This window comes from Streptomyces sp. STR69 (genome assembly GCF_024519455.1).
In the GTDB taxonomy this organism is placed as follows: domain Bacteria; phylum Actinomycetota; class Actinomycetes; order Streptomycetales; family Streptomycetaceae; genus Streptomyces.
Genome location: NZ_JALJRY010000031.1, coordinates 16,331 through 40,892 on the forward strand (window position 1 = coordinate 16,331; position 24,562 = coordinate 40,892).

At 70.3% G+C, this 24,562-nt stretch carries 24 protein-coding genes and 3 tRNA genes; 14 read left to right on the plus strand and 13 right to left on the minus strand.

Going from position 1 to position 24,562, the window contains the following annotated elements:
• The first annotated feature begins 101 nt into the window (after positions 1 to 101).
• The 3 genes from OC490_RS39480 to OC490_RS39490 all read left to right on the plus strand — a co-directional run bounded on the left by OC490_RS39480 (position 102) and on the right by OC490_RS39490 (position 4,741).
• Complete coding sequence (locus OC490_RS39480; protein WP_262062872.1) at positions 102 to 1,979, plus strand: hypothetical protein; 1,878 nt, start codon at positions 102 to 104, stop codon at positions 1,977 to 1,979.
• A 198-nt stretch (positions 1,980 to 2,177) separates the two neighbouring features.
• Positions 2,178 to 3,704 carry a N,N-dimethylformamidase beta subunit family domain-containing protein gene (locus OC490_RS39485; RefSeq protein ID WP_262062873.1) on the plus strand — a complete coding sequence of 509 codons (1,527 nt, stop codon included), beginning with the start codon at positions 2,178 to 2,180 and terminating at the stop codon, positions 3,702 to 3,704.
• A gap of 137 nt (positions 3,705 to 3,841) precedes the next feature.
• Positions 3,842 to 4,741 (plus strand): phosphoribosylaminoimidazolesuccinocarboxamide synthase, encoded by a 900-nt coding sequence (locus OC490_RS39490; RefSeq protein ID WP_262062874.1) that lies wholly within the window; start codon positions 3,842 to 3,844, stop codon positions 4,739 to 4,741.
• A 50-nt stretch (positions 4,742 to 4,791) separates the two neighbouring features.
• Here OC490_RS39490 and OC490_RS39495 read toward each other — a convergent pair.
• From OC490_RS39495 to OC490_RS39535, 9 genes are all read right to left on the minus strand, one after another.
• A tRNA-Gly gene (locus tag OC490_RS39495) sits at positions 4,792 to 4,867 on the minus strand.
• 23 nt (positions 4,868 to 4,890) lie between these two features.
• The gene (locus OC490_RS39500; RefSeq protein WP_262062875.1) at positions 4,891 to 5,508 is read right to left on the minus strand and encodes a response regulator transcription factor; all 618 of its coding nucleotides are present in this window, start codon (positions 5,506 to 5,508) and stop codon (positions 4,891 to 4,893) included.
• Positions 5,505 to 5,633, minus strand: a complete 129-nt coding sequence (locus OC490_RS39505) for a hypothetical protein (protein ID WP_262062876.1) — start codon at positions 5,631 to 5,633, stop codon at positions 5,505 to 5,507. The genes OC490_RS39500 and OC490_RS39505 overlap by 4 nt, the downstream gene beginning before the upstream one ends.
• Positions 5,630 to 6,922, minus strand: coding sequence for a histidine kinase (locus OC490_RS39510; protein ID WP_262062877.1), 1,293 nt, complete (start codon positions 6,920 to 6,922; stop codon positions 5,630 to 5,632). Before OC490_RS39510 ends, OC490_RS39505 begins: the two co-directional genes overlap by 4 nt.
• Before the next feature lie 20 nt (positions 6,923 to 6,942).
• Positions 6,943 to 7,719 carry an ABC transporter permease gene (locus tag OC490_RS39515; protein ID WP_262062878.1) on the minus strand — a complete coding sequence of 259 codons (777 nt, stop codon included), beginning with the start codon at positions 7,717 to 7,719 and terminating at the stop codon, positions 6,943 to 6,945.
• Positions 7,716 to 8,654, minus strand: coding sequence for an ABC transporter ATP-binding protein (locus OC490_RS39520; protein WP_262062879.1), 939 nt, complete (start codon positions 8,652 to 8,654; stop codon positions 7,716 to 7,718). The genes OC490_RS39515 and OC490_RS39520 overlap by 4 nt, the downstream gene beginning before the upstream one ends.
• Positions 8,655 to 8,776: 122 nt before the next feature.
• Positions 8,777 to 8,852 (minus strand) — tRNA-Gly (locus OC490_RS39525).
• 83 nt (positions 8,853 to 8,935) lie between these two features.
• Positions 8,936 to 9,007: transfer RNA gene (locus tag OC490_RS39530), tRNA-Gly, on the minus strand.
• 135 nt (positions 9,008 to 9,142) lie between these two features.
• Positions 9,143 to 9,460, minus strand: a complete 318-nt coding sequence (locus tag OC490_RS39535; protein ID WP_019073805.1) for a histone-like nucleoid-structuring protein Lsr2 — start codon at positions 9,458 to 9,460, stop codon at positions 9,143 to 9,145.
• A gap of 382 nt (positions 9,461 to 9,842) precedes the next feature.
• Here OC490_RS39535 and purS point away from each other — a divergent pair, with 382 nt between their 5' ends.
• The 4 genes from purS to OC490_RS39555 all read left to right on the plus strand — a co-directional run bounded on the left by purS (position 9,843) and on the right by OC490_RS39555 (position 14,533).
• Positions 9,843 to 10,106 carry a phosphoribosylformylglycinamidine synthase subunit PurS gene (purS, locus tag OC490_RS39540; protein WP_262062880.1) on the plus strand — a complete coding sequence of 88 codons (264 nt, stop codon included), beginning with the start codon at positions 9,843 to 9,845 and terminating at the stop codon, positions 10,104 to 10,106.
• Positions 10,103 to 10,783: a phosphoribosylformylglycinamidine synthase subunit PurQ gene (gene purQ / locus OC490_RS39545; RefSeq protein WP_093628076.1), complete on the plus strand. Its 681-nt coding sequence runs from the start codon at positions 10,103 to 10,105 to the stop codon at positions 10,781 to 10,783. Before purS ends, purQ begins: the two co-directional genes overlap by 4 nt.
• Positions 10,780 to 13,038 carry a phosphoribosylformylglycinamidine synthase subunit PurL gene (purL, locus tag OC490_RS39550; protein WP_262062881.1) on the plus strand — a complete coding sequence of 753 codons (2,259 nt, stop codon included), beginning with the start codon at positions 10,780 to 10,782 and terminating at the stop codon, positions 13,036 to 13,038. Before purQ ends, purL begins: the two co-directional genes overlap by 4 nt.
• A 205-nt stretch (positions 13,039 to 13,243) precedes the next feature.
• Positions 13,244 to 14,533 (plus strand): hypothetical protein, encoded by a 1,290-nt coding sequence (locus tag OC490_RS39555; protein WP_262062882.1) that lies wholly within the window; start codon positions 13,244 to 13,246, stop codon positions 14,531 to 14,533.
• Positions 14,534 to 14,546: 13 nt separating this feature from the next.
• Here OC490_RS39555 and OC490_RS39560 read toward each other — a convergent pair whose 3' ends face one another.
• Positions 14,547 to 15,683 carry an FAD-dependent oxidoreductase gene (locus OC490_RS39560; RefSeq protein ID WP_262062883.1) on the minus strand — a complete coding sequence of 379 codons (1,137 nt, stop codon included), beginning with the start codon at positions 15,681 to 15,683 and terminating at the stop codon, positions 14,547 to 14,549.
• 69 nt (positions 15,684 to 15,752) lie between these two features.
• On the opposite strand from OC490_RS39560, the gene OC490_RS39565 reads away from it, so the two are divergent.
• The 5 genes from OC490_RS39565 (at position 15,753) to purM (ending at position 19,980) form a co-directional block, all read left to right on the plus strand.
• Positions 15,753 to 16,028 carry a hypothetical protein gene (locus tag OC490_RS39565; RefSeq protein ID WP_262062884.1) on the plus strand — a complete coding sequence of 92 codons (276 nt, stop codon included), beginning with the start codon at positions 15,753 to 15,755 and terminating at the stop codon, positions 16,026 to 16,028.
• Positions 16,025 to 16,294, plus strand: coding sequence for a hypothetical protein (locus OC490_RS39570; protein ID WP_262062885.1), 270 nt, complete (start codon positions 16,025 to 16,027; stop codon positions 16,292 to 16,294). Before OC490_RS39565 ends, OC490_RS39570 begins: the two co-directional genes overlap by 4 nt.
• 70 nt (positions 16,295 to 16,364) lie before the next feature.
• Positions 16,365 to 17,162: a maleylpyruvate isomerase family mycothiol-dependent enzyme gene (locus OC490_RS39575; protein WP_262062886.1), complete on the plus strand. Its 798-nt coding sequence runs from the start codon at positions 16,365 to 16,367 to the stop codon at positions 17,160 to 17,162.
• A gap of 188 nt (positions 17,163 to 17,350) precedes the next feature.
• Complete coding sequence (gene purF / locus OC490_RS39580; RefSeq protein WP_262062887.1) at positions 17,351 to 18,880, plus strand: amidophosphoribosyltransferase; 1,530 nt, start codon at positions 17,351 to 17,353, stop codon at positions 18,878 to 18,880.
• A gap of 35 nt (positions 18,881 to 18,915) precedes the next feature.
• Complete coding sequence (gene purM, locus OC490_RS39585; RefSeq protein WP_262062888.1) at positions 18,916 to 19,980, plus strand: phosphoribosylformylglycinamidine cyclo-ligase; 1,065 nt, start codon at positions 18,916 to 18,918, stop codon at positions 19,978 to 19,980.
• Positions 19,981 to 20,139: 159 nt separating this feature from the next.
• Here the strand turns inward: purM and OC490_RS39590 are convergent, their stop codons facing one another.
• Both OC490_RS39590 and OC490_RS39595 read right to left on the minus strand, forming a co-directional pair.
• Positions 20,140 to 20,397, minus strand: a complete 258-nt coding sequence (locus tag OC490_RS39590) for a DUF3073 domain-containing protein (RefSeq protein WP_019061825.1) — start codon at positions 20,395 to 20,397, stop codon at positions 20,140 to 20,142.
• 275 nt (positions 20,398 to 20,672) lie between these two features.
• Positions 20,673 to 21,764, minus strand: coding sequence for a Leu/Phe/Val dehydrogenase (locus OC490_RS39595; RefSeq protein WP_262062889.1), 1,092 nt, complete (start codon positions 21,762 to 21,764; stop codon positions 20,673 to 20,675).
• A gap of 222 nt (positions 21,765 to 21,986) precedes the next feature.
• On the opposite strand from OC490_RS39595, the gene OC490_RS39600 reads away from it, so the two are divergent.
• Together OC490_RS39600 and bldC are read left to right on the plus strand one after the other, a co-directional pair.
• Positions 21,987 to 22,832 carry a hypothetical protein gene (locus OC490_RS39600; protein ID WP_262062890.1) on the plus strand — a complete coding sequence of 282 codons (846 nt, stop codon included), beginning with the start codon at positions 21,987 to 21,989 and terminating at the stop codon, positions 22,830 to 22,832.
• Between the two features lie 511 nt (positions 22,833 to 23,343).
• On the plus strand, positions 23,344 to 23,550 hold the full coding sequence (gene bldC / locus OC490_RS39605) for a developmental transcriptional regulator BldC (protein WP_003949541.1): 207 nt from the start codon (positions 23,344 to 23,346) through the stop codon (positions 23,548 to 23,550).
• A gap of 402 nt (positions 23,551 to 23,952) precedes the next feature.
• On the opposite strand, the gene OC490_RS39610 is transcribed toward bldC, so the two are convergent.
• Positions 23,953 to 24,129 (minus strand): DUF6274 family protein, encoded by a 177-nt coding sequence (locus OC490_RS39610; RefSeq protein WP_262062891.1) that lies wholly within the window; start codon positions 24,127 to 24,129, stop codon positions 23,953 to 23,955.
• Between the last annotated feature and the right edge of the window lie 433 nt (positions 24,130 to 24,562).

Here is a 24,562-nt window from a genome sequence, read left to right on the forward strand (position 1 = left end):
CACTTGGCCCACCGGCATTGCGATGTCAGTGGCGGGTGCCACAGTGGGGGAGTGAGCAACGCCAGCAGAGCGGGACAGCACGGAGGGGGTGAGGTCCGGTCGTGACCGGTATGGGTGTGGAGGCGGGCGCGCAGGCGGCGCGTTCCCGGGCCTTGGCCGTGCTGCGCATCCGCAGCCGCGCGCTGGCCGTCGCCCTGTTGCCCGCCGCCGTCGCGGTGATCCTGTTGGCGGGCGGTTCCACCGGCCATCTCATGGGCCGGGGCTGGGACCTCGCCCGCTGGATCACGGGCGTGGCCGCGGTCCTCGTGCTGCTCGCGGCCGGCGCGATCGCGCTGGTCGTCGCGCGCTCCCGCCCCGCCGTGAGTCCCACGGTCGCGATCGCCGAGGAATCGGCCCCCGACCTGTACCGCATGGTGCGCGACCTGGCCGACCGCCTCGACGTCCCCGCGCCCTCCGCGATAGCGCTCACCCCGGACTGCGACAGCTGGCTGGAGGACCGCACCCACCCGGCCCACGGCCCGCTCCCGCAGGAGGACCGCGACGAGATCACGGGCGTACGCGGCCTCACCCCGGCGCGTTCCCGTCGTACGGCCGCCGCGCCCGTCCTTGTCATCGGCTCCCCGTTCCTGTGGTGGATGCGGGTCGGTGAGCTGCGCGCGGTGCTCGCCCCGGTCGTCGCGGGTACGGGACCTTCCGCGCACCCGGACATAGCCGCCGCCCGCCGTTTCGTACGGGGCCTGGACGCGGCGGTGGCCGTGGCCTCGGCACCCCGTGGACCCGTGTTCCGCTCGGTGCTCGCCGGTGTCGGCTGGGTGGCCCGGCTGCTGCTGCGCAGTTGCCGGGGGCACGCGGCCGAGATGGAGCGGGGCGTGGCCGCCGCTGCCGCCGAGCGCGCACAGGCTGTGGACTACGGACTGCGGATCGTCGCGCAGGAGCAGGTGGGGCTGGCGTACGCGGGCTGGGACCGGCTGCTGACCCGGGTCGCGCTGCCCGCGTGGCGGATGGGCCGCTGGCCGTCCCGGCTGGACGCGGGCGTCGTCGCCGCGCTCACCGAACTGTCCCGCCGCGACCGGCTGGCCGAGGGCTTCGCCTCCCGGCTCGGTGAGCGCCCCGCCTGTGACCTGCTCGAAGAGCCCGGCACCATCGACGAGGCGACCTCACTCCTCGCCGCCCGCCTCTTCCACGGCGGCCCGGCCGAGGCCGGTGCCGACTGGGCGCCGGTGGACTGGCAGGAGTACCCGGAGGAGGTCGTCGACCGCACATGGCGCACCGACGCGGCCCGCCTCCACCGCGTCCTGGACACCCTCGGCGTCCGCCGTTCCCCCGACCCCGTCACCCCGCACCACGACGCCCCGACCCTGGCCCGAGTGGTGGACCACTTGGCGAACCCGGCGGCGGATGCCTCCGGCCGGTACGCGGAGTCGGCCGCGGTCGACGGAACTGCCGTTTCCCTGGGGCCGGTTGACCTCGACCGACCCACCGAACCCCTCGCCGAGCCTCCCGTCCATCACCGTCCCTCCCCCGAGCCCTACAAGGCCATGGCCGCGGACGACGACGGAGAGCTGGGCGAAGGCTGCTCGCCGCACAGTGCGGCGCTCGCCGCCGGGCTCACCGCGGAGTTGGCGCGGGAGGAGGCGGCGACCCCGGCGACCGGTTCGGCGCCGCCCGGGCAGGGGCCCGACTCCGCGCTCTGGGACGACGGCGCGCTGCCCCTCTTCCCGCTCCAACCGCCGCGCACCGGACGGGAGTTGCTCGCCGATCACGTCACGGCGATGGTGTGCTGCGCCGCGATGGACACGGCCGGCGCGACTCCCGGCCTCGACTGGCTCGACGGCCCCACCCTGCTCGTCAACGGCACGAGAGCGGCCGACCTCGCCCCGAGGGTCCTCAGCCTCGTGGAGGACGGCGACCCGGCCCCGCTGCGGGCCTGGCTGATCGACCTGGGCATACGCCCGGAGAAGCCGGTACGCCTCGTCTGACGGCGCGCCCGCCACCCCTCACGCGTATCGGAACCCAGAGCTCCACTTTTGGTCAATTCGCAACGACCAGTGACAGAGTGAGTGCTTAATGTGATGTGCTGGGGCCGATCCCGTACGCCGTCCGGTGTGTGGCAAAGGCTTGCGGCATACGACAGTTGGGCGAGGAACGACCACGGGGGCACGAGGGAGGGGAGCGACATGGGGTCGGAGCAGATCCGCCGCTGGGAGTCGGGAGCGCTGGCGCACGCCGTGACGGACCCCTTCGGGCAGGGCCCCGTCCCCTGGCTCCGCGGCAGCGAGACCTATTTCGACGACACCGGCCACGTGGTCCCCTGGTACGTGGACCCGGCCCCCGCCCACGACCCTGCCCACGCTCCCGCCCGCACCCCCGGCAGGAACACCCCCAGGCTCCCCGCCCCCCGCGCGCCCGGGGGCGGCGGCCCGCGCTCCGCCGACGACGTGCGCCGCCAGATCAAGGGGTTCACCAACGCGAGCGCGGTCGCACCCGGCGAGGCCCTCGACTTCCATGTCACGGTCGACCCGCCCCAGGAGTTCGGCGTCGACATCTACCGCATCGGCCACTACGGCGGTGACGGTGCCGCCAAGATCACCACCAGCCCCCGCCTCTCCGGCATCGTCCAGCCCCCGCCGCTCACCGCCGACCGCACGGTCTCCTGCCACCACTGGTGGCTGTCCTGGCGACTGCAGATCCCGAGCTACTGGAGCATCGGCGCCTACGTAGCAGTCCTCACCACCGCCGACGGCTACCGCTCCCACATCCCCTTCACGGTCCGCGACAACCAGCCCGCCGACCTGCTCCTCCTCCTGCCCGACATCACCTGGCAGGCGTACAACCTCTACCCGGAGGACGGCCACACGGGCGCGAGCCTCTACCACGCCTGGGACGGCGACGGCCGGCTGCTCGGCGAGTCCGAGGCCGCGACGACCGTCTCCTTCGACCGCCCGTACGCGGGCGCGGGCCTGCCCCTGCACGTGGGCCACGCCTACGACTTCATCCGCTGGGCCGAGCGCTACGGCTACGACCTCGCCTACGCCGACGCCCGCGACCTGCACGCGGGCCATGTCGACCCCACCCGTTACCGGGGGTTGGTCTTCCCGGGCCACGACGAGTACTGGTCGACCCCCATGCGCCGTACCGTCGAACTGGCCCGCGAGCACGGCACGTCCCTCGTCTTCCTCTCCGCCAACACCATGTACTGGCAGGTGGAGTTGGCCCGCTCCCCGTCCGGCGTCCCCGACCGGCTGCTCACCTGCCGCAAGCGCCGGGGCCCGGGCCGCCCGGTGCTGTGGCGCGAAGTCGACCGCCCCGAGCAGCAGTTGGTGGGTATCCAGTACGCGGGCCGGGTCCCCGAGCCGCACCCCCTGATCGTGCGCAACGCCGACCACTGGCTGTGGGAGGCGACCGGCACCGCCGAGGGCGAGGGGATCGAGGGCCTGGTCGCGGGCGAGGCCGACCGGTACTTCCCGCGCACCCAGCTCCCCCCGCACGACGAGCGCATCCTCCTCGCCCACTCTCCCTACACGGACAGCGAGGGCGCCCTCCGCCACCAGGAGACCTCCCTGTACCGGGCGCCGTCCGGTTCCCTGGTCTTCGCCTCCGGCACCTTCGCCTGGTCACCGGCCCTGGACCGCCCCGGCCACGTCGACGCCCGCGTCCAGCGCGCCACCGCCAACCTCCTGGACCGCATCTGCAAGCACGACTGACCCGCACGTACGAGGTCGACCGCCCCTCGCGTAAGAGGTCGACCGCCCCTCGCGTACGAGGTCGGCGCACCCCCTGCCCGGAGGTGCCCGCGCATACGGGACAATCGAGCCAGTTGGAGAGACCCACTGGAGGAACCGTGTCCGGATTCGTAGAAAAGCCCGAGCCGCTCCAGGTCCCGGGCCTGACGCACCTCCACACCGGCAAGGTGCGCGAGCTGTACCAGAACGAGGCGGGCGAGCTCGTGATGGTCGCCAGCGACCGCATCTCCGCGTTCGACTGGGTACTGCCCACCGAGATCCCGGACAAGGGCCGCGTCCTCACCCAGCTCTCCCTCTGGTGGTTCGACCAGCTCGCCGACCTGATCCCCAACCACGTCCTCGGTACCGAACTCCCGCCCGGCGCCCCGGCCGACTGGGCGGGCCGCACCCTCATCTGCAAGTCCCTCCAGATGGTCCCGGTGGAGTGCGTGGCCCGCGGTTACCTCACCGGCTCCGGCCTGCTGGAGTACAACGCGTCCCGCACGGTCTGCGGCCTCGCCCTCCCCGAGGGCCTGGTCGACGGCAGCGAACTCCCCGCCCCGATCTTCACCCCGGCCACCAAGGCCGCCGTAGGGGAGCACGACGAGAACGTGTCGTACGAGGAGGTCGCCCGGCAGGTCGGCGCCGACACCGCCGCGCAGCTGCGGCAGGCGACGCTCGCCGTCTACGGCCGGGCCCGGGACATCGCGCGGGACCGGGGCGTCATCCTCGCGGACACCAAGTTCGAGTTCGGCTTCGAGGGCGAGACGCTGATCGCCGCCGACGAGGTGCTCACCCCGGACTCCTCCCGTTTCTGGCCGGCCGAGGAGTGGGAGCCGGGCCGCGCGCAGCCGTCGTACGACAAGCAGTTCGTGCGCGACTGGCTGACCGGGCCGGAGTCCGGCTGGGACCGGAAGAGTGAGCAGCCTCCGCCGCCGCTGCCGCAGCAGGTCGTGGACGCGACCCGCGCGAAGTACATCGAGGCGTACGAGCGCCTGACGGGCCTGAGCTGGAGCTAGCGGGTATCGGGGTACAAAAAACCCCGGTCCAACCGGACCGGGGTTTTTGCTGGAGCGGACGACCAGGTTCGAACTGGCGACCTCAACCTTGGCAAGGTTGCGCTCTACCAACTGAGCTACGTCCGCGCTGCGCCGTGGCGCGAGAGCAACTATACCCAACCTCGCTCGCGTGCGAGACGCACTGCCGTATGCCGGTTCTCCGCACCGAGCTTCGAGACGGCCGAGGAGAGGTAGTTGCGTACGGTCCCCTGGGACAGCGCGGCCCGTTCGGCGATCTCCGCGACCGGCGCCCCGTCGGCGGCCAGTTCCAGGACCTCGGCCTCGCGCGCGGTCAGTGGCGAGTCCCCGGCGGAGATGGCGTCGGCGGCCAACTCCGGGTCGACGTACCGCTGTCCGGCATGCACCGTGCGGATGATCTCCGCGAGCCGCTGAGCGCTGACCGTCTTCGGGACGAACCCCCGCACACCGGCCGCGAGCGCCCGCTTCAGATGGCCGGGGCGGCCGTGTCCGGTCACGATCAGCACCCGGCAGTCGGGCAGTTCGGCGCGCAGGGATGTGGCGACCTTCACACCGTCCGCCCCCGGCATCTGCAGATCCAGTACGGCGACATCGGGCCGGTGCGCCCGCGCCATGGCCAGCGCCTCGGGCCCGGTCGCCGCCTCCGCGACCACCAGCAGATCGTCCTCAAGCCCGAGCAGCGCGGCCAGCGCCCCCCGGATCAGATGCTCGTCATCGGCGAGCAGCAGCCGTACGACATCGGCGGTCATGACGCGATTCCAGTGACCGGGGTGGGGGTGGGCAGCGGGCGGGTGTCGACCCGGCTCGCGGCGGACGGCGGGCGGGGCGTGACTCCGCTCGCGGTCACCGCCGGGCGCCCGGCGATTCCGGTCACGACGCGAAACCTCCCGCCACCGCGGGCAGCGGCACGGTCGCCATCACCCGGAAGCGGTCGCCGTCCACGGACCCCGCTTCCAGTTCGCCGCCCACCGCGGTCAGCCTCTCCCGCAGCCCCACGAGCCCCGTCCCACCGCTGGAACCGGTGCTCCCACCACTGGTACCCCCGTCGACCGCCTTCGCCCCGTCGTTCTCCACTGTCAGCACCACACTTCCCTCCGCCACCCGGACCGCGACCGCGCAGCGCCCCGCGTTGCCGTGCCGCAGTACGTTGGTCGTCGCCTCGCGGACCACCCAGCCGAGCGCCGACTGCACCTCGGCCGGCAGCCCCGCGGCCTCCCCGGTCACCTCGCACTCGATGCCTGCGGCGCTCAACACGCCCTGCGCACCGGCCAGTTCGACATCGAGCGCGGTCTCGCGATAGCCCCGTACGACATCCCGTACCTCCCGTTGCGACTCCCGTGCGATCCGCTGCACCTCGATCATCTGGTCCACGGCCTCGGCCCGCCCGCGTCGCGCCAGCTGCACGGCGAGTTCGCTCTTCAGCGCGATCACCGACAGGTTGCGGCCCATCACGTCGTGCAGGTCGCGCCCGAACCGCAGTCGTTCCTCGGCGACGGCGAGCCGGGCCCGGGTGTCGCGGGCCTCGTCGAGTTCGTAGACGGCGTCGAGGAGCCAGACGGAGAACGCGGCGGTGAATGCGAGACCACCGCCGGCGAAGAGGACGATGAGCGCGGTGACGAGCGCGGCCGGGGCGGCCACGCCCAGCGGGAGCTGCAGGACCAGCGTTCCGCCGACCGCACCCGCCACCACCGAGAGGATCTGCCGTCGGCCGCGGACGCCGAGCGTCAGTGTGCCGGTGCCGAAACTCACCACGCCCACCAGGAGCGTGGCCGCGGCGGCCTGCACCTCGTTGTCGCCGGGACTCCGGTCGCCCAGGACGAGCGCGACGACGGCGATCAGCGCGGTCACCGACCCGAGGAGCCACAGCAGCCGTACGGGCTGTGCCCGCCGGTCGCGCGTCCAGTCGAGCGCCCGGGAGGCGGTGGCGGAACAGAGCAGCGCGTGCACGGTCACGAGCACCGCCATCCAGCCCGCGATACCCGCCCCGACCTGCGAGAACAGCGGCAGCCCGATCGCGGCGACCTCGATCAGGGCGAAGAAGTGGAAGGACAGCCGGGTGTACGTCTCGACCTTCCCGGGAGTGGTCTTCCGCCCCCACCAGCCGCCGGAGCCACGCGCGCTGCCCGAGCCGCCTTCGTCGGCGAAGCCTCCAGGTATCCGCATGATCCGGTGCTCTCCGTACGTCAGCGCCGCGGTTCCCAGCGGAACCACCGCCGTACAGCAAACACCGCGAGGACGGTCCAGGCCAGCGCGGTCAGGACGGCGCCCAGTGCGTCGGAGCCGGACAGGTCGCCGTTCCAGCCGCCGCCGATCAGCCGGATCGCGGGGGAGAGGGGAAGGAACCGGCAGACGTCGGCGACCCGGTCGGACAGGAGCTGGAGCGGGACGATGATCCCGGATCCCATCATGGACACCAGCACCACCGGCAGCGCGGTCACCTGCGCGCTCTCCGCCGTCCTGGTCACGCTCGCCGTGAGAGCCGCCAGCGCTGCGCTCAGGACGAGGCCGAACAGCAGCCCCAGGACGACCAGTTGGGGCATCGCGGGCGCCCCGGCGTCCAGCAGCAGCACACAGGCCACGGCCAGCAGCAGGGACTGCACGAACCCGAGGCACACGGCCGGGAGCGCGGTGCCGGCGAGGATCTCGGAGTCGCCGAGCTCCCCGGTGCGCAGCCGCTTGAGGACGAGTTCCTCGCGGCGCGCGACGAAGGCGCTGACCAAGGACGAGTACACGGCGAAGAGCAGCGAGAAGCCGATCGCGGCGGTCAGCATCACCGAGCCGATGCTCAGCCCCTCGCCCTTGAGGTTCATCTGGTCGACGGCGGGCCGCACACTGAACGGCAGCGCCAGTGGCACGAACAGCGCCGTGACCACGGCGTTCCGGTTCCGCCCGAGCAGGCTCAGCTCGGCCCGCCCCAGCGCCCGCATCCGCCCCGCCGGAGTGGTCGCCACGGCGTTCATACGGCCACCTCCTGTTCCCGCGCGATCCCCAGAAACGCCTCCTCCAGCGAGGCCGACCGCATCTCCAGCCGCCGCAGTTCGATCCGCGCCCGTTCGGCCCAGACCAGCAGCCCGGTCGCCGCCCGCTGCAGCTCGTGCGTCTGCAGCCGTACGACCTTCCCGGCCAGCTCGTGGCCGACGACCCCCAGCTCGGCGAGCGGCGGCAGGTCCCCCACGAAGTACCCGGCGGGCAGCTCGAAGGAGATCCGCGACGGCCGCCCCGCCGTCACCTCGGCCGGCGTCCCCGTGACCGCGATCCGCCCCTCGCTCATGATCGCCAGCCGGTCGGCGAGGCCCTCGGCCTCCTCCAGGTAGTGCGTGGTCAGCAGCACGGTCGTCCCGCCGTCGCGCAGCGCCCGCACCAACTCCCAGGTGTCCCGGCGCCCTTCGGCGTCGAGTCCGGTCGTCGGTTCGTCGAGGAACAGCACCTCGGGCTCCCCGAGCAGCGCGAGCGCGAGATCGAGCCGCCGCCGTTCACCCCCGGACAACTGCTTCACCCGTACGGCGGCCCGCCGCTCCAGCCCGACCAGCGCGAGCGCCTCCGGCACCGGCCGGGCTCCGCTCGTGCAGCCGGCCCACATCCGCGCGGTCTCGGCGACGGTCAGCTCGGACGGGAAGCCGCCCTCCTGCAGCATCACCCCGGTCCGCGGCCGTACGGCGGCCCGCTCGGTGTGGGGATCGTGGCCGAGGACGCGCACCCGGCCGCCGGACGGCGCCGCGAGCCCCTCCAGCACCTCGACGGTCGAGGTCTTGCCGGCGCCGTTGGTGCCGAGCAGCGCGAAGACCTCTCCGCGCCGCACGGAGAATGTGATCCCCCGCACAGCCTCGAACCCGCCCCCGTACACACGGCGTAGGTCGGTGACCTCAATCACGTGTTCGTGTTCGTTGGTGTCCATGGCTCCAGCGTCCCGGCGGCGGGGGCGCGGCAGCAGTGCGCGGTGTCATCACTCGGCATGACAAATGTCAGACGGGCGCGGGGCATGGCAAAAGCCCCGGTCCAGTGGACCGGGGCTTTCTCTGGAGCGGACGACCAGGTTCGAACTGGCGACCTCAACCTTGGCAAGGTTGCGCTCTACCAACTGAGCTACGTCCGCATTGCCTCCGACCAGCTCTCACTGATCGGCGCGAGCACCAGCCTACCCGATCCACCGGAGTGGTCCGAACGGTGATGCTGCAGAGCGGGTGACAGGAATTGCACACTGCGCCTTCCCCCTGGAAGGGGGATGTTCTGCTACTGAACTACACCCGCATGTACTCCGTGAGCTGGGCCTTTCGGCCTCGCCCCTCGGCGTGCTCCGAACTCTAGCTGACCAGGAGGGGTGCAGCGCAAGTCGGTTCCCCCGAGGGCCCGGTGACCGGTCGTCGGGGGAACCGTGCGCGCCGCCTACTGCGCGGCGGCGAACGCCTCGTAGACCTTCTTGGGGATGCGTCCGCGGGCCGGTACGTCCATCTTGTTCGCCTGTGCCCAGGCGCGGACGGCCGCCGGGTCGGGGGCGACCTCGGTCTGCCGGTAGGCCTTGCCCGACCTCGACCGCTTGCGACCTGCGTCCACGTACGGCGCGAGCGCCTTACGCAGTTTCTTGGCATTGGCTTGATTCAGGTCGATCTCGTACGACTTGCCGTCGAGCCCGAAGGCGATCGTTTCCGCCGCTTCCGAGCCGTCGATGTCGTCAAAGAGAGTGACCACGACCTTCTGCGCCACGAATATCGGTCCCTTCGTGCGACACCTGAAACCGCACTATCCGCGGGGACGCACGGAGACGTCACGGAGGTGCGGAGATGTCGACTGTCCGCCTGTTATTGGGCAAAGTATCGGCTATTGCCAATTCATTTGTACAGTGCCCGGCAATGCAATGTGAAGCCCGACTAAATCTTCCCGCGTGTCTCCGCGCAATAGGGAACCGGGATCGATCCGGGATCTTTCCCTGAACTTTTCGTGAAGACCCCCGCCCGACACCGGATCGTGATGGTCCTCACGTAGATTCCTACAACTCTACTCGCGTAGAAATTTTGTGCAGGTAGTCTGAAGTCACCTGTCGAAGACCCGCAGGAACACGCTCAGCACCACAACACCGGGAGTGCCAGTGGCACGCGTCGTAGTCGACGTCATGCTCAAGCCGGAGATCCTCGACCCCCAGGGCCAGGCGGTCCAGCGTGCGCTGCCACGCCTGGGTTTCGAAGGCATCTCCGACGTACGTCAGGGAAAGCGATTCGAACTGGAAGTTGACGGCCTGGTCGACGAGGCCGCGCTCGCCCGCATCCACGATCTTGCGGAATCCTTCCTCGCCAACACGGTGATCGAGGACTTCACCGTCAAGGTGGAAGAAGTGGCGGAGGCCGCCAAGTGACCGCTCGTATTGGCGTCGTCACTTTCCCCGGCAGCCTGGACGACCGCGACACCCAGCGCGCGATCCGCCTCGCCGGCGCCGAACCGGTCGCCCTCTGGCACAAGGACAAGAACCTCCACCAGGTGGACGCGGTAGTCCTCCCGGGCGGTTTTTCCTACGGCGACTATCTGCGCGCGGGTGCCATCTCCCGCTTCTCGCCGGTGATGGAGACGGTCATCGAGCAGGCGAAGTCGGGACTCCCCGTCCTGGGAATCTGCAACGGCTTCCAGATCCTCACCGAGGCGCACCTCCTCCCCGGCGCGATGCTCGGCAACAACCACCTGCACTTCATCTGCCGTGACCAGAAACTGCGGGTGGAGAACGCGGACACCGCCTGGACCGGCGACTACACCGCCGGCCAGGAGATCCACATCCCGCTGAAGAACATGGACGGCCGCTACGTCGCCGACGAGCACACGCTCGACGAGCTGGAGGCGGAGGGCCGGGTCGTCTTCCGCTACCTGGACCTGAACCCGAACGGCTCGCTGCGCGACATCGCCGGCATCACGAACGCCGCCGGGAACGTCGTGGGCCTCATGCCGCACCCCGAGCACGCGGTCGAGCCGCTCATCGGGTCCGGCCGCACCGACGGCCTCCCCTTCTTCACCTCGATCCTCAAGAAGCTGGTCAACGCATGAGCCGGACGCCTCTGGACACGGTCGAGCACGCGGCCGAGACCCCCGACGTCGAGCTGCCCTGGGCCGAACTCGGCCTGAAGAAGGACGAGTACGAGAAGGTCGTGGAGATCCTCGGCCGCCGGCCCACCGGCGCCGAACTCGCCATGTACTCCGTCATGTGGTCCGAGCACTGCAGCTACAAGTCCTCCAAGGTCCACCTCCGCCAGTTCGGCGAGAAGGCCCCGCAGTCCGACGCCCTGCTCGTCGGCATCGGCGAGAACGCCGGCGTGGTCGACGTCGGCCAGGGCTACGCGGTCACCTTCAAGGTGGAGTCGCACAACCACCCCTCGTACGTCGAGCCCTACCAGGGCGCGGCCACGGGCGTCGGCGGCATCGTGCGCGACATCATCGCGATGGGCGCCCGCCCGGTCGCCGTCGTCGACCCGCTCCGCTTCGGCGCGGCCGACCACCCCGACACCAAGCGCGTCCTGCCGGGCGTCGTCGCGGGCATCGGCGGCTACGGCAACTGCCTGGGCCTGCCCAACATCGGCGGCGAGGTCGTCTTCGACGCCTGCTACCAGGGCAACCCGCTGGTCAACGCGGGCGCCATCGGCGTCATGCGGCACGAGGACATCCACCTCGCGAAGGCCTCCGGCGCGGGCAACAAGGTCATCCTCTACGGCGCCCGCACGGGCGGCGACGGCATCGGCGGCGCCTCGATCCTCGCGTCCGAGACCTTCGACGACGCCAAGCCGTCGAAGCGTCCGGCGGTCCAGGTGGGCGACCCCTTCCAGGAGAAGCTCCTCATCGAGTGCACCCTGGAGGCCTTCAAGGAGAAGCTGGTCGTCGGCATCCAGGACCTGGGCGCGGCCGGACTCTCCTGCGCCACAAGCGAGTTGGCGTCGAACGGCTCCGGCGGCATGACGGTCACCCTGGACGACGTACCCCTGCGCGACTCGACACTCTCGCCCGAGGAAATCCTCATGAGCGAGTCGCAGGAACGCATGTGCGCCGTCGTCGAACCGTCGAAGGTCGACCGCTTCCTGGAGATCTGCGAGAAGTGGGACGTCATCGCCACGGTCATCGGTGAGGTGACGGACGGCGACCGCCTTGAGATCTTCTGGCACGGCGGCAAGATCGTGGACGTCGACCCGCGCACGGTCGCGCACGACGGCCCGGTCTACGAGCGCCCGTACGCCCGCCCGTCCTGGCAGGACGCGCTGCAGGCGGACGACGCCAACAAGCTTGCCCGGCCCGGGACTTCGGAGGAACTGAAGTCCCAGGTCCTGGCGCTGGTGTCGTCCCCGAACCAGGCCTCCAAGAAGTGGATCACCTCGCAGTACGACCACTTCGTGCAGGGCAACACGGTGCTGGCGCAGCCCGAGGACTCGGGCATGATCCGCATCGACGAGGAGACCGGCCTCGGGGTCGCCATCGCGACGGACGGCAACGGGCGGTACGCGAAGCTGGACCCGTACGCGGGCGCGCAGTTGGCGTTGTCCGAGGCCTACCGCAACGTGGCGACGACGGGTGCGAAGCCCCTCGCGGTCTCCGACTGCCTCAACTTCGGTTCGCCCGAGGACCCGGCGGTCATGTGGCAGTTCGCGGAGGCGATCCGTGGACTGGCCGACGCCTGCCAGCAGTTGGGCACCCCGGTGACCGGCGGCAACGTCTCCCTCTACAACCAGACGGGCGACGTCGCCATCCACCCGACCCCGGTCGTGGCCGTGCTGGGCGTCATCGACGATGTCGCGCGCCGCACGCCGGTCGCCTTCCAGGAGGAGGGCCAGCTCCTCTACCTGCTCGGTGACACCCGCGAGGAGTTCGGCGGTTCGGCCTGGTCGCAGGTCGTCCACGACCACCTCGGCGGACTGCCCCCGAAGGTCGACCTGGAGCGGGAGCGGCTGCTCGCCGAGATCCTGATCTCCGCCTCCCGCGACGGCATGATCGACTCGGCGCACGACCTGTCCGACGGCGGTCTGATCCAGGCGGTCGTGGAGTCGGCGTTGCTCGGCGAGAAGGGCGCGCGCCTGATCGTCCCGGACGGCCTGGACGCGTTCACCTTCCTCTTCTCGGAGTCGGCGGGCCGCGCGGTCGTCGCCGTCCCGCGCTCGGAGGAGCTGCGCTTCAACGACATGTGCGGCGCACGGGGCCTGCCGGTCACGCGCATCGGTGTCGTGGACGGCGAATCGGTTGATGTTCAGGGCGAGTTCGCGCTGTCCCTGGAGGAGCTGCGCGAGGCGCACGAGGGGACGATCCCGGCGCTGCTGGCGTAGGCCGTCATAGGAACGCATGCATACGAAGGCCCTGTCCGGGCTCCGGGCAGGGCCTTCGCTCGTGCTGACTTCGGCGGTTCGTGGGCGTGGAACGGGGGAGCGGGAACGTGGAAGTATCGGTAGGGACAAGCGAGTTCGGCGGCGCCCGGAGTCGCGCGTGAGCTTGCACAGTGAAAACACGCCTGATTCCTCCGAGCGTGCCCGGGTGCCCTTTCCGCGCTCCCGCTGGCTGACTCCGGACCGAGGGAGCCGTCGGCGCAACGCCTTCAACCAACTCGTTGCTGTGGCAGCGGTGTTCGGGGTCGGTGCGGGTGGCTGGGGGCTGTGGCTGGAGGCGAGGGACCAGTTCGACCGGTCCGCCAGCCGGGACCGGATCGCGAAGGCCTGCGCCGGGCTCGTCGATCCCGACCAGGTGCTGGACCTCAACGGCGGTACGACGAGGGTGCGGGCGGGGAGCGAAGAGGACGACTCGATGGGCGTCCTCGGTACGGCCTCGCTGTCCACGCGGTGTCAGATCTACCGGATCGGGAAGCCGGGCACCACGTACGGCCACTTCCTGCTCTCGGTCTGGTCGAACCCGAGCGACGACTTCGCGCAGTTGGTGAGCGGGTGGGACGACCCGTTCGGGCTGTTGGGCGGGGCGCCGAACGCCGACATCACACGGGAGGCCGAGCAGACGGCGCCGTACCCGATCGGTGACGGGCGGCTCGGTGTGTACTACGGCAACGCGGCCGTGGTGAAGGCCGAGTGCGCCGACGGGGCCGGCGGGGTGACGTCCGTCAACACGATGACCGTGGCCAAGTACTCCGAGGACGCCCCGGTCACGGACGCCGACCGCAGAACGCTGGCCGGGCTGGCCCGCGCCGCGGCCGTACGGGCGGCGAAGAAGCTGGGCTGCAAGGCCGTGCTGCCCGCACTTCCCGCCGAACTGCCCACGCCCAGTGCGAAGTTGGTGAACGCGAAGTCGGCCGGCGGAACGTGCGGCTGGTACGCCGGATACATCGCGGCGAAGGGCCGCCGGCGTCTCCCCGACCGCGCCCTGGCCACCCCTGCCGCCCACGCGCAGCAGGAGAGCTGCCTGCTCGGGGTGAGCAACAAGGAGGTGCGCAGGATGTGGCCGGGCCCAGGCAAGGACGAAGTCCACGCCGACAGCCTCGACGACGTGCTCCGGGTCGCGCCCTTCTGGCTGCGGACCGAGTCCTACTTCGGCGACGAGGCACGCGAGGTCGCGACAGAGCACTTCGGCAGGGACCAGGTGGCGTTGAGCCCCGGCACGGCGGGCTACGACCGTGACGACAACGTGTGGTGGGCCTCCTCCACCTGCGCCGGACAGCCGGCCGTCCACACGCTGAGCATCGACTATCCGTACAACAAGGTCGTCCAGAAGCGGCTCCGGACCCTCTTCAAGGCGTACGTCACGGATGTCGCCGCCCGCCGCGACTGCACCGGCCTGAAGTTCCCCGCCGCGGCCACGTTCCAGCCGTCCAAGACCTAGCCGGGTTCGCTTGTCAGGCCTCCTGCTCGTCCCGGGCCTCCTGGCCGAGGAAGGCGACCAGATTCTGGCCTATGGCCTCGTTGGTTGCCACGGCCTCGACGGCGGCTGTGGCGCTACGGGGGAACAGTGCCTCCTCGTACGCGGTGAGCGCCCGCTCGATGTCGTCCGGGTACGCGGCGACGGCCAGGGCGAGTTCGGCGCCGTCCTGCATGGCGAGGTTGGCGCCCTCGCCGTCCGGCGGCGCCAGGTGGGCGGCGTCACCGACCAGGGTCACTCCCAGCACCCGGTCCCAACGGTGCCCGATCGGGAGCGAGTTGAGGGGACGCAGGACCGGGGCGGTGTCGCTGTCGGTGATCAGGGCGGTGATCTCGGGGGCCCAGCCGTCGAACTCGGCGGCGATCCGCGCGGTGGCCGCGGCGGCATCGGTGAAGTCGATGTCGTCGAACCACTCCAGCGGCCTGGCCAGCGTCACATAGGCGTGCAGCGTCTCGCCGCTCTCCCGGTGCGCCCCGATCCACCTCCCGTGCGCGTCCTTGTCGAGCACGAACAGCGATCCGCCGCCGACCGCCTTCGCGGCGGCGGGATGCCGGGTCTCGGCGTCGTACAGATAGGTCTCGACGAAGGTCCGGCCGAAGTACTCCGGGGTGGCGTCGGACAGCAGCGGCCGTACGCGGGACCAGGCGCCGTCCGCGCCGACGAGCAGACCGGTGACGATGGTGCCGCCGTCCGCGAAGGTCACCTCGTGCCGGCCCTCGCCGAGCGCGCGCACCGAACTGACCTTGTGACCCCAGCGCACGGTGCCGGCCGGGAGCGAGTCGAGCAGGATCTGCCGCAGCTCGCCGCGCTGCACCTCGGGGCGGCTGCCCGTGCCGTCGTCGGGCTCGTCGAGCAGGACGGTTCCGTCCGGGGCGAGGACGCGGGTCGCCTGGCGGCCCGCCAGGACGATGGCGCGGAACTCGTCCAGCAAGTCGGCTTCCTCCAGGGCGAGTTGGCCGTTGTAGTCGTGGATGTCGAGCATCCCGCCCTGCAGCCGGGCCATGGGTGAGGCCTCCGCCTCGTAGACCGTGGCCGGTATGCCGTGGACGTGCAGGACGCGGGCGAGGGTCAGTCCGCCGAGTCCGGCGCCGATGATCGTGACATGCGTGGTCATGACGATTCCTTGTGTGCGACGGGCCTGCCGGACGGCTGTCCGACGGGATCCCGACCAGGTTTCAACACGGTGCCGACAGTCCGCCGACGCGCCACCGACACCTCCGACAGACCGCCGATACGGCGCCTGTCCGGCGTGGAAGCGGGCCAGTACCGTGCCGGACGCCGCCGTGCCCAGGGCGGTGCCGAGGGTCTGGAAGAAGCGGATCGAGGTCTTGGCCACGCCCGGCTGGTGACGTGGCGCGGAGTCCTGGACCAGCAGGATCAGCCGGCCGACGAGCCGGCCGAAGCCCGCGCCCGCCACGAGCAGTTCGGCCCGGATCAGCGACAGGGACGTCGGTCGTGATCTTCGGCACCAAGGAGGACCTGGTCTTCCGGCAGTTGCTGGAGATGGTCGCGACCCGCGATCCGGCGGTCGGGCTGCACAGCGAACCCTTCGCCCGCCAACTGCGCGAACTCGTCATGGGCACCCCGGTGTTGAAGGAACGGTCGCCGCCGAAGCCCCCGAACGAGCCGAGCGCCGCCGGCCTTGCGGCCGATCCCTCCGCCCTCCCAGGGGGTGTCCTCAAACCAGGGGGTGTCCTCAAAAAAGTGTGTCACTGGCACGAGTAAGTGACACACTTTTTCAGCTGCACCCCCGTCCCCCGGGTGGCCGCCACGCCCACGCAATAGGCTCGCCGTCATGCCCACGGCCAAGAAGCGTGCCCGCACCTACGACCCGGCCAAGACCCGCATCGCGGTGCTCGCCCAGTTCGGGAACGTACGGGAGGCGGTGGCGGCCCTCAGCCCCGAGCAGCTCGCGCTCCCCACCCGCCTCGGCGACTGGACCGTACGAGAACTGGTCGCGCACATCGGCATGGCGATCACCGCCGTCCACCGCGCCCTGGAGCGGCCGGCCCCGCCCGCGCAGAACGCCGTGATCCTCGACTGGCCCTTCGCCACCGCGGCCAGCTCCTCCGCCATCGCCGACTTCACGCGGACGCTCGCCGCACAGCACCCCGACCTCGGCGCCTACCTCGCCGACATCGAGCAGACCCTCACCGGGCACCTGGACAGCCATCCCGGCAGCCGGCTTCTCGACACCAACGCCGGGGCCATGCCCCTCGCCGACTACCTCGTCACCCGCACCGTCGAACTCTGCGTCCACACCGACGACCTGAACGCCGCCGTCCCCGGCCTCGACATCCCCTACGACCGCCAGGCCCTCGCCGCCTGCACCCGGCTGCTGGCCGACGCGCTGGCCGTGAAGGCGCCCGGCGGTTCGACCGAGGTGCGGATCCCGCCGTACGCCGTCGTGCAGTGCGTCGAGGGACCCCGGCACACCCGCGGCACCCCGCCCAACGTCGTGGAGACCGACCCCCTGACCTGGATCCGGCTCGCGACCGGACGGGTCGGGTGGATGGACGCCATGGAGGAGGCGAAGGTGCGCGCGAGCGGGGAGCGGGCCGACCTCGGGGGGCTGCTGCCGATCATGTCCTGAGGCCGGTTCGGGGCCGGTCGGGGCGCGGCAGGATGTGCGACCGCTCACCTCCTAGGGCGGGCGGCGGGGCCGTCGTAGCGTCGCTTTCCGTGTTTTGGCTGGTGAGGGCGGTGCCGTCGGGGAGTTATCCATTACAGGCGTGTATCCCGAATTCGGACCAGTGGTCGATCTCGCCTACACTCGGTGCCGTGCCACGTGGTGACGGTCGACTCAGTCATGATCTGCTCCCCGGCGAGAAAGGACCCCAGGACGCTTGTGGCGTCTTCGGAGTCTGGGCTCCCGGTGAAGAGGTCGCCAAGCTCACTTACTTCGGGCTCTACGCCCTCCAGCATCGAGGCCAGGAATCCGCGGGAATCGCGGTCAGCAACGGCTCCCAGATCCTCGTCTTCAAGGACATGGGCCTCGTTTCCCAGGTCTTCGACGAGACCTCGCTCGGTTCGCTCCAGGGTCATATCGCGGTCGGTCACGCCCGCTACTCGACCACCGGGGCCTCCACCTGGGAGAACGCCCAGCCGACGTTCCGCGCCACCGCGCACGGTTCCATCGCGCTCGGCCACAACGGCAACCTGGTCAACACCGCCCAGCTCGCGGAGATGGTCGCCGACCTCCCGAAGAAGGAGGGCGGTCGCACCCCGCGGGTGGCCGCGACCAACGACACCGACCTCCTCACGGCCCTGCTCGCCGCCCAGGAGGACCCGGACGGCAAGCCGCTGACCATCGAGGAGGCCGCCCACCAGATCCTCCCGCAGGTCCAGGGCGCCTTCTCGCTCGTCTTCATGGACGAGCACACCCTCTACGCGGCCCGCGACCCGCAGGGCATCCGCCCGATGGTCCTCGGCCGCCTTGAGCGCGGCTGGGTCGTCGCCTCCGAGTCCGCGGCCCTCGACATCTGCGGCGCCGCCTACGTCCGCGAGATCGAGCCGGGCGAGTTCGTCGCCATCGACGAGAACGGCCTGCGCACCTCCCGATTCGCGGAAGCGAAGCCCAAGGGCTGTGTCTTCGAGTACGTCTATCTGGCCCGCCCCGACACCGACATCGCCGGGCGGAACGTCTACCTCTCCCGTGTCGAGATGGGCCGGAAACTCGCCAAAGAAGCTCCGGTCGAGGCCGATCTGGTCATAGCGACTCCGGAGTCCGGCACCCCGGCCGCCATCGGCTACGCGGAGGCCTCGGGCATCCCGTTCGGCGCCGGTCTGGTGAAGAACGCCTATGTCGGCCGTACGTTCATCCAGCCCTCGCAGACCATCCGGCAGCTCGGCATCCGCCTGAAGCTGAACCCGCTGAAGGAAGTCATCAAGGGCAAGCGCCTGGTCGTCGTCGACGACTCGATCGTGCGCGGCAACACCCAGCGGGCGCTGGTGCGCATGCTCCGCGAGGCCGGGGCCGCCGAGGTCCACATCCGGATCTCCTCGCCGCCCGTGAAGTGGCCCTGCTTCTTCGGCATCGACTTCGCCACCCGCGCGGAACTCATCGCCAACGGCATGACCATCGACGAGATCGGCACCTCGCTGGGTGCCGACTCCCTGTCGTACATCTCCCTCGACGGCATGATCGAGGCGACGACCATCGCCAAGCCGAACCTGTGCCGCGCCTGCTTCGACGGCGAGTACCCGATGGACCTCCCGGACCCCGAGCTGCTCGGCAAGCAGCTCCTGGAGACCGAGCTGGCGGCCGGTCCGGCCGCCACGGCCGCGGCCGACGCGATCCGTCGCCCGTAAGCCCCCGCACCACTCAACGCGAAAGATCCCGGGCAATGTCTGAGACCAGTGCCAGCTACGCCAGCGCAGGCGTCGACATCGAAGCGGGCGACCGCGCCGTAGAACTCATGAAGGAGTGGGTGAAGAAGACCCAGCGCCCCGAGGTCCTCGGCGGCCTCGGCGGCTTCGCCGGGCTCTTCGACGCCTCCGCCCTCAAGCGGTTCGAGCGCCCCCTGCTCGCCTCCGCCACGGACGGCGTCGGCACGAAGGTCGACATCGCCCGCCGCCTCGGCGTCTACGACACGATCGGCCACGACCTGGTCGCGATGGTCATGGACGACATCGTGGTGTGCGGCGCGGAGCCGCTCTTCATGACCGACTACATCTGCGTCGGCAAGGTGCACCCCGAGCGTGTCGCGGCCATCGTCAAGGGCATCGCCGAGGGCTGTGTGCTGGCCGGCTGCGCCCTGGTCGGCGGCGAGACCGCCGAACACCCCGGTCTGCTGGGCCCGGACGACTTCGACGTCGCCGGCGCCGGTACGGGCGTCGTGGAGGCCGACCGGCTGCTCGGCGCGGATCGCATCCGCACGGGTGACGCGGTCATCGCCATGGCCGCCTCCGGACTTCACTCGAACGGGTACTCGCTCGTCCGGCATGTCCTTCTCGACCAGGCCGGCCTGGACCTGGAGGCGCGCGTCGAGGAACTCGGCCGCACCCTCGGCGAGGAACTCCTCGTGCCCACGAAGATCTACTCGCTGGACTGCCTCGCGCTGACCCGCACGACCGACGTCCACGCCTTCTCGCACATCACCGGCGGCGGACTGGCCGCCAACCTCGCCCGGGTCATCCCGGACGGCCTGCACGCGATCGTGGACCGCTCCACCTGGACCCCGGCGCCCGTCTTCGACCTCGTCGGGAGGACCGGCCGGGTCGAACGCCTGGAGCTGGAGAAGACCCTCAACATGGGCGTCGGCATGATCGCGATCGTCCCGGAGGAGTCCGCGGACGTGGCCCTGGAGACCCTGGCCGACCGCGGGGTCGAGGCATGGGTCGCCGGCGAGATCACCGAGCGCGGCGACCACGCGACGGGCGCGGAGCTGGTCGGGGACTACTCAGCCTGAGTGAATCAGGCTGAGTGAATCAGGCTGAGCGGATCGGCCTGGTCGCAGCAGCAGCAGCCTGCCGAACGGCAGCACAAAACCCGGTCCGGCGGTGTTGCCCCGGACCGGGTGAGGTGCAGTTGTTCCGGATATGCGGAAACTGCGAGGGACGCTGTTGCGTCAAGCTCCGCGACGTTGAGACTGGGGACCGGACTCGTCGTCCTCGTCCTCGTCGTCGTCGTTATAGAGATCCGCGTACTGAGCGTACGGGTCGTCTTCTTCCTCGTCGTCGTCTTCGAACGGCTCGCCATTCGGCGGCTGGCTCGAAGTCGAAGCGCCCAGCTCATTGGCCAGACGCGAGAGGTCAGTCCCGCCGCTGCTGTACTTCAGCTGGCGGGCGACCTTCGTCTGCTTGGCCTTTGCCCGGCCGCGCCCCATGGCTCGACCCCCTCGGATACGAGGCTCGGTGGCCTCAGAGTCTTGACACGCGTTCATGATCTGGAACGGACTCTCCGTGGAGAGACCGGTCCGTAGGGCTTCCACGGTACCTGAGCCCGCGCCCATACGGTACGTCGCCCGCAGCACGTGCCGGGCCAGAGGACCCGCGAGGTGCCCTGTCCTCGCTGGTCAACCGCGATTTTAACCACTTCTTGGCAGGCGACCCGCCGACGAACGTGAGAGTTCTCTCTAAGTCATCGCCGGCGGGTACCGGCTCACCTGTTCCGCACAGCCGCCTCGTGCATCCGCTGCTCGGCGATCCGGTCGGCCGCGGCGGCCGGCGGAATGCCGTCGTCCTTCGCACGTGCGAATATGGCCAGCGTGGTGTCGAAGATCTTCGCGGCCTTCGCCCTGCACCGCTCGAAGTCGAACCCGTGCAGCTCGTCGGCGACCTGGATCACCCCGCCGGCGTTCACCACGTAGTCCGGCGCGTAGAGGATCCCGCGGTCGGCGAGGTCCTTCTCGACACCCGGGTGCGCGAGCTGGTTGTTGGCGGCGCCGCACACCACCTTGGCGGTCAGCACCGGCACGGTCTCGTCGTCCAGGGCGCCGCCGAGCGCGCAGGGGGCGTAGACGTCCAGCCCCTCGACCCGGATCAGCGCCTCGGTGTCCGCGACGGCCCGCACACCGGTCGGGTGCTTGTCGAGGATCCGCTGTACGGACTCCTCGCGCACGTCCGTGATCACGACCTCGGCGCCCTCGTCCCGCAGGTGCTCCACCAGGTGGTGCCCGACCTTGCCGACGCCCGCGATGCCGACCGTACGGCCGCGCAGCGACGGGTCGCCCCACAGGTGCTGGGCGCTGGCCCGCATGCCCTGGAAGACGCCGAAGGCGGTCAGCACGGACGAGTCGCCCGCGCCGCCGTTCTCCGGCGAGCGTCCGGTCGTCCAGCGGCACTCGCGGGCCACGACGTCCATGTCGGCGACATACGTGCCGACATCGCACGCGGTGACGTACCGCCCGCCCAGCGAGGCCACGAACCGGCCGTAGGCGAGCAGCAGTTCCTCGGTCTTGTCGCGCTCCGGGTCACCGATGATCACGGCTTTCCCGCCGCCGTGGTCCAGGCCGGCCATGGCGTTCTTGTACGACATCCCGCGGGCGAGGTTGAGCGCGTCGGCGACGGCGTCGGCCTCGCTCGCGTACGGGTAGAAGCGCGTGCCGCCCAGAGCGGGGCCCAGCGCGGTGTTGTGGATGGCGATGACGGCCTTGAGGCCGCTGGCCCGGTCCTGGCAGAGCACGACTTGCTCATGACCGCCCTGGTCCGTGTGGAACAGGGTGTGCAGGACGCCGTTGTCTACGTCGGTCACTGTGGTGACTCCTGGGTAAGTGGCGGCGGTTGGAGACAGGCCCCCGTAGGGGTGGCGGGTGCCGTGGCACGAGCGTAGGGCCTGCGTCCGACCGCCATCGGTGCAGTGTTCAGGATCACCTACCGAAGGGGGGTGTCCGTGCGACGATTTGCATAGTTTTCCCGCCCGTTCGTGAGCGGGTTCCGAAGGTTTTCCTCACCGTCGGCGGGGGAGGGAGCAGGCGTGCCCAAGAAGGTGTCCTCGGTGACCGTCCCGTACGCGACCTATCTACGGGTCTACGAACCGCTGGCCGCTTTCCCGGAGCCGGAGCGCGGCCACTGGGCGCGCTACGCCCACCGGCCCGACCGTCCCTCGTACCAGGACGAACTGCGCCGGGCCCTGGCCGACTTGCTGCCCACTCCGCCGGTCGCGGTGCCGGTGCACGAGAGCGCCGACGCCTTCGTGGTGGAGGTCGACGGCGTGGTGTGCGTCTGCCCCTGGCGTACCCGGCTGCGCGGCTGGCAGGCCCTGGGAGACCTCGCGGAGGAACTTCCGCCGTCGGTCCTGGACGCCGTACTGCCGCCGCTCGTACGGCACCAGGCCACCCAGGACTACGAGCGCTGGCTGGCCCGCAACCCGGACGCCCGGCCGTGGATCCGCACGGCGACCTGGCAGGTGCCGCTGAACTGGTTCGTGCTCGTCGGGGACGAGGAGCGCCGCTACGACAAGGCCTCCGGCGACGATCCGCCGATGCTGCGCTACCGGACGCCGATGGTGCAGGCGCGGCGGCGCACGGCGCGGGCACTGCGGACCCTGAAGGACGCGATCGACGACGGGCCGCTGATCGACGGTCTGGTGGACGTGGGGCGCTGGCTGGAGGAGTTCCATCCGCGTTCGCTGGTGGAACTGGACTACGGCGGGCTCGTGCACGTCCTGCCGGCCGGCGAGTTGGAGGACGACCACTCGGCGGCGGACGTGGCCGCGGGCATCGAGGCGCTGCGGACCGGGGACGGGGCGGCGGCGGGCGAGGCGTACGGGCGGCTCGTGGAGCGGTGGCGGTCGGTCAGGGACCGGCGGTCGGCCAACTGAGGCGGCGGCCGACGAGGCTGACATCTTCGAACAACTGCGCATAGGATTCTTACGGTTCGTCAACACGGGACGTAGGTCCCGATCCGGACGATTGATGTCAAGCGTGACGGATCGCACGTGCAGATCCCTTGCGCCCCTTGCCCGCCCTCATGCCAAAATAGGACAAGGAGTCCGGGGAGGACTCTGTACGTCCCGTTGTGGGCGGAATTTCAGCATTGCGTGCTTTGGGGGGTCTCGATGACTCCTGATCATCCTGTGACTGATCGTCACAGTGGTGTGACTGTCCGTTATGGCATGGTCCATCGGCTTCCGTCGCTGATGGACACCTGGGATGGCAATTCCGTCGGTTTGGCCGTAGCGGTTGGACAGATGGTGTAGTTGTAGTGCCGAGGACATGCCGTTCGTCCTATAACCGACTCGACTCGCGTCCGCCATTTCGGGCAACGCGGGTCAAGGTGCAGAATTTAGAGGAAAGAACCGAGAAGGTTCGGTTCTCCCGAGGAGGCCGCTCATGACCGCTCGCACCCCTGATGCCGAGCCGCTGCTGACCCCGGCTGAGGTCGCCACGATGTTCCGTGTGGACCCCAAGACGGTCACGCGGTGGGCGAAGGCCGGAAAGCTCACTTCGATTCGCACGCTCGGCGGACACCGCCGTTACCGCGAGGCGGAGGTCCGTGCACTGCTCGCGGGCATCCCGCAGCAGCGCAGCGAAGCCTGACCAACTGAATAAGGGCGAAACGGCTGGTCCCCCAACCGGTCAAGCGTCCGAACAGCACAGCTCCAAGCGACGCGGGTTCTGCCCCAACAGAGCCCACGCCCAACGCTCTTAGACATGTGAACACAGGGTGCGTCGTAGATCGCGCTGGACTCCGCCGGGTCCAGCGCGATCTTTTTTGTGCCTGGTCGTGGGTCCGTGCGCGCCCGGCGCGGGGTCCTGTGAGGGACCTTGTCGGAGTCTGGGGAGGGCTGTCGGATCTCCTGTGGACCATCGCTCACAGGGGTGCAATTGCACATATTAAATTGACCAGTTGTAGGCGAGTCTTAAGTTCCACCGTTTCAAAAACTTATGCGGTGACACCCGTCACATGCCAGATGACTTGTTGCCTATGGTCTATGTGCGCTAGAGGAGTTGCTCCGGTGGACCGTCCTGGGGCTCCGGTGGCGGAGGTGAATCCAGGGCCAGCCGCAGCAGGCGGTGGCAGATCGGACAGTGCCGGGTCACATGGCGGTAGGAGCTGGCGGCCGACAGGTGCGCACGGAGCAGGGCCCGCGTCTCATGCCTGACCGAAGCCGCCATACGCCACCTCCAGTGGCCCTGCGGGAACGGGGCCTGGTTTCTGGGTACCTGGCGGCGCTGGCGGCGTCAAGGGTGCCGTCCCTGGGGGCTGCGCCCCCAGACCCCCGTTTCGGCCCTGAAGGGGCCTCGTCCTCAGGCGCCGGACGGGCTGGATGGTGCAGGCCGGTGCCGATACGCCGCCGCGTGCGCACGAAAAAACCCACCCCCCGAAGGAAGTGGGCCTCGTTCACTGCGGTCCTGACGGGATTTGCTGCCCCCGATGGCGGCTGCGCCGCGGGCGCGGCCTCCACCTTGGCAGGGTGGCGAGCACGGGCGTTGTCGGCGGGGGCACGAGTAAGGCCCGCGTCTCCGAAGAGTTGCGGGCCCTGGTCGTTCACTGCGGTCCTGACGGGATTTGAACCCGCGGCCTCCACCTTGACAGGGTGGCGAGCAC

Excerpts from the sequence above, each read along its gene's own strand:
- OC490_RS39485 (WP_262062873.1), top strand. The coding sequence starts at position 2,178 with ATGGGGTCGGAGCAGATCCGCCGCTGGGAGTCGGGAGCGCTGGCGCAC.
- OC490_RS39500 (WP_262062875.1), bottom strand. The coding sequence starts at position 5,508 with ATGACCGCCGATGTCGTACGGCTGCTGCTCGCCGATGACGAGCATCTG.
- OC490_RS39510 (WP_262062877.1), bottom strand. The coding sequence starts at position 6,922 with ATGCGGATACCTGGAGGCTTCGCCGACGAAGGCGGCTCGGGCAGCGCG.
- OC490_RS39515 (WP_262062878.1), bottom strand. The coding sequence starts at position 7,719 with ATGAACGCCGTGGCGACCACTCCGGCGGGGCGGATGCGGGCGCTGGGG.
- OC490_RS39520 (WP_262062879.1), bottom strand. The coding sequence starts at position 8,654 with ATGGACACCAACGAACACGAACACGTGATTGAGGTCACCGACCTACGC.
- purL (WP_262062881.1), top strand. The coding sequence starts at position 10,780 with ATGAGCCGGACGCCTCTGGACACGGTCGAGCACGCGGCCGAGACCCCC.
- OC490_RS39560 (WP_262062883.1), bottom strand. The coding sequence starts at position 15,683 with ATGACCACGCATGTCACGATCATCGGCGCCGGACTCGGCGGACTGACC.
- OC490_RS39575 (WP_262062886.1), top strand. The coding sequence starts at position 16,365 with ATGCCCACGGCCAAGAAGCGTGCCCGCACCTACGACCCGGCCAAGACC.
- purM (WP_262062888.1), top strand. The coding sequence starts at position 18,916 with ATGTCTGAGACCAGTGCCAGCTACGCCAGCGCAGGCGTCGACATCGAA.
- OC490_RS39590 (WP_019061825.1), bottom strand. The coding sequence starts at position 20,397 with ATGGGGCGCGGCCGGGCAAAGGCCAAGCAGACGAAGGTCGCCCGCCAG.
- bldC (WP_003949541.1), top strand. The coding sequence starts at position 23,344 with ATGACCGCTCGCACCCCTGATGCCGAGCCGCTGCTGACCCCGGCTGAG.
- OC490_RS39610 (WP_262062891.1), bottom strand. The coding sequence starts at position 24,129 with ATGGCGGCTTCGGTCAGGCATGAGACGCGGGCCCTGCTCCGTGCGCAC.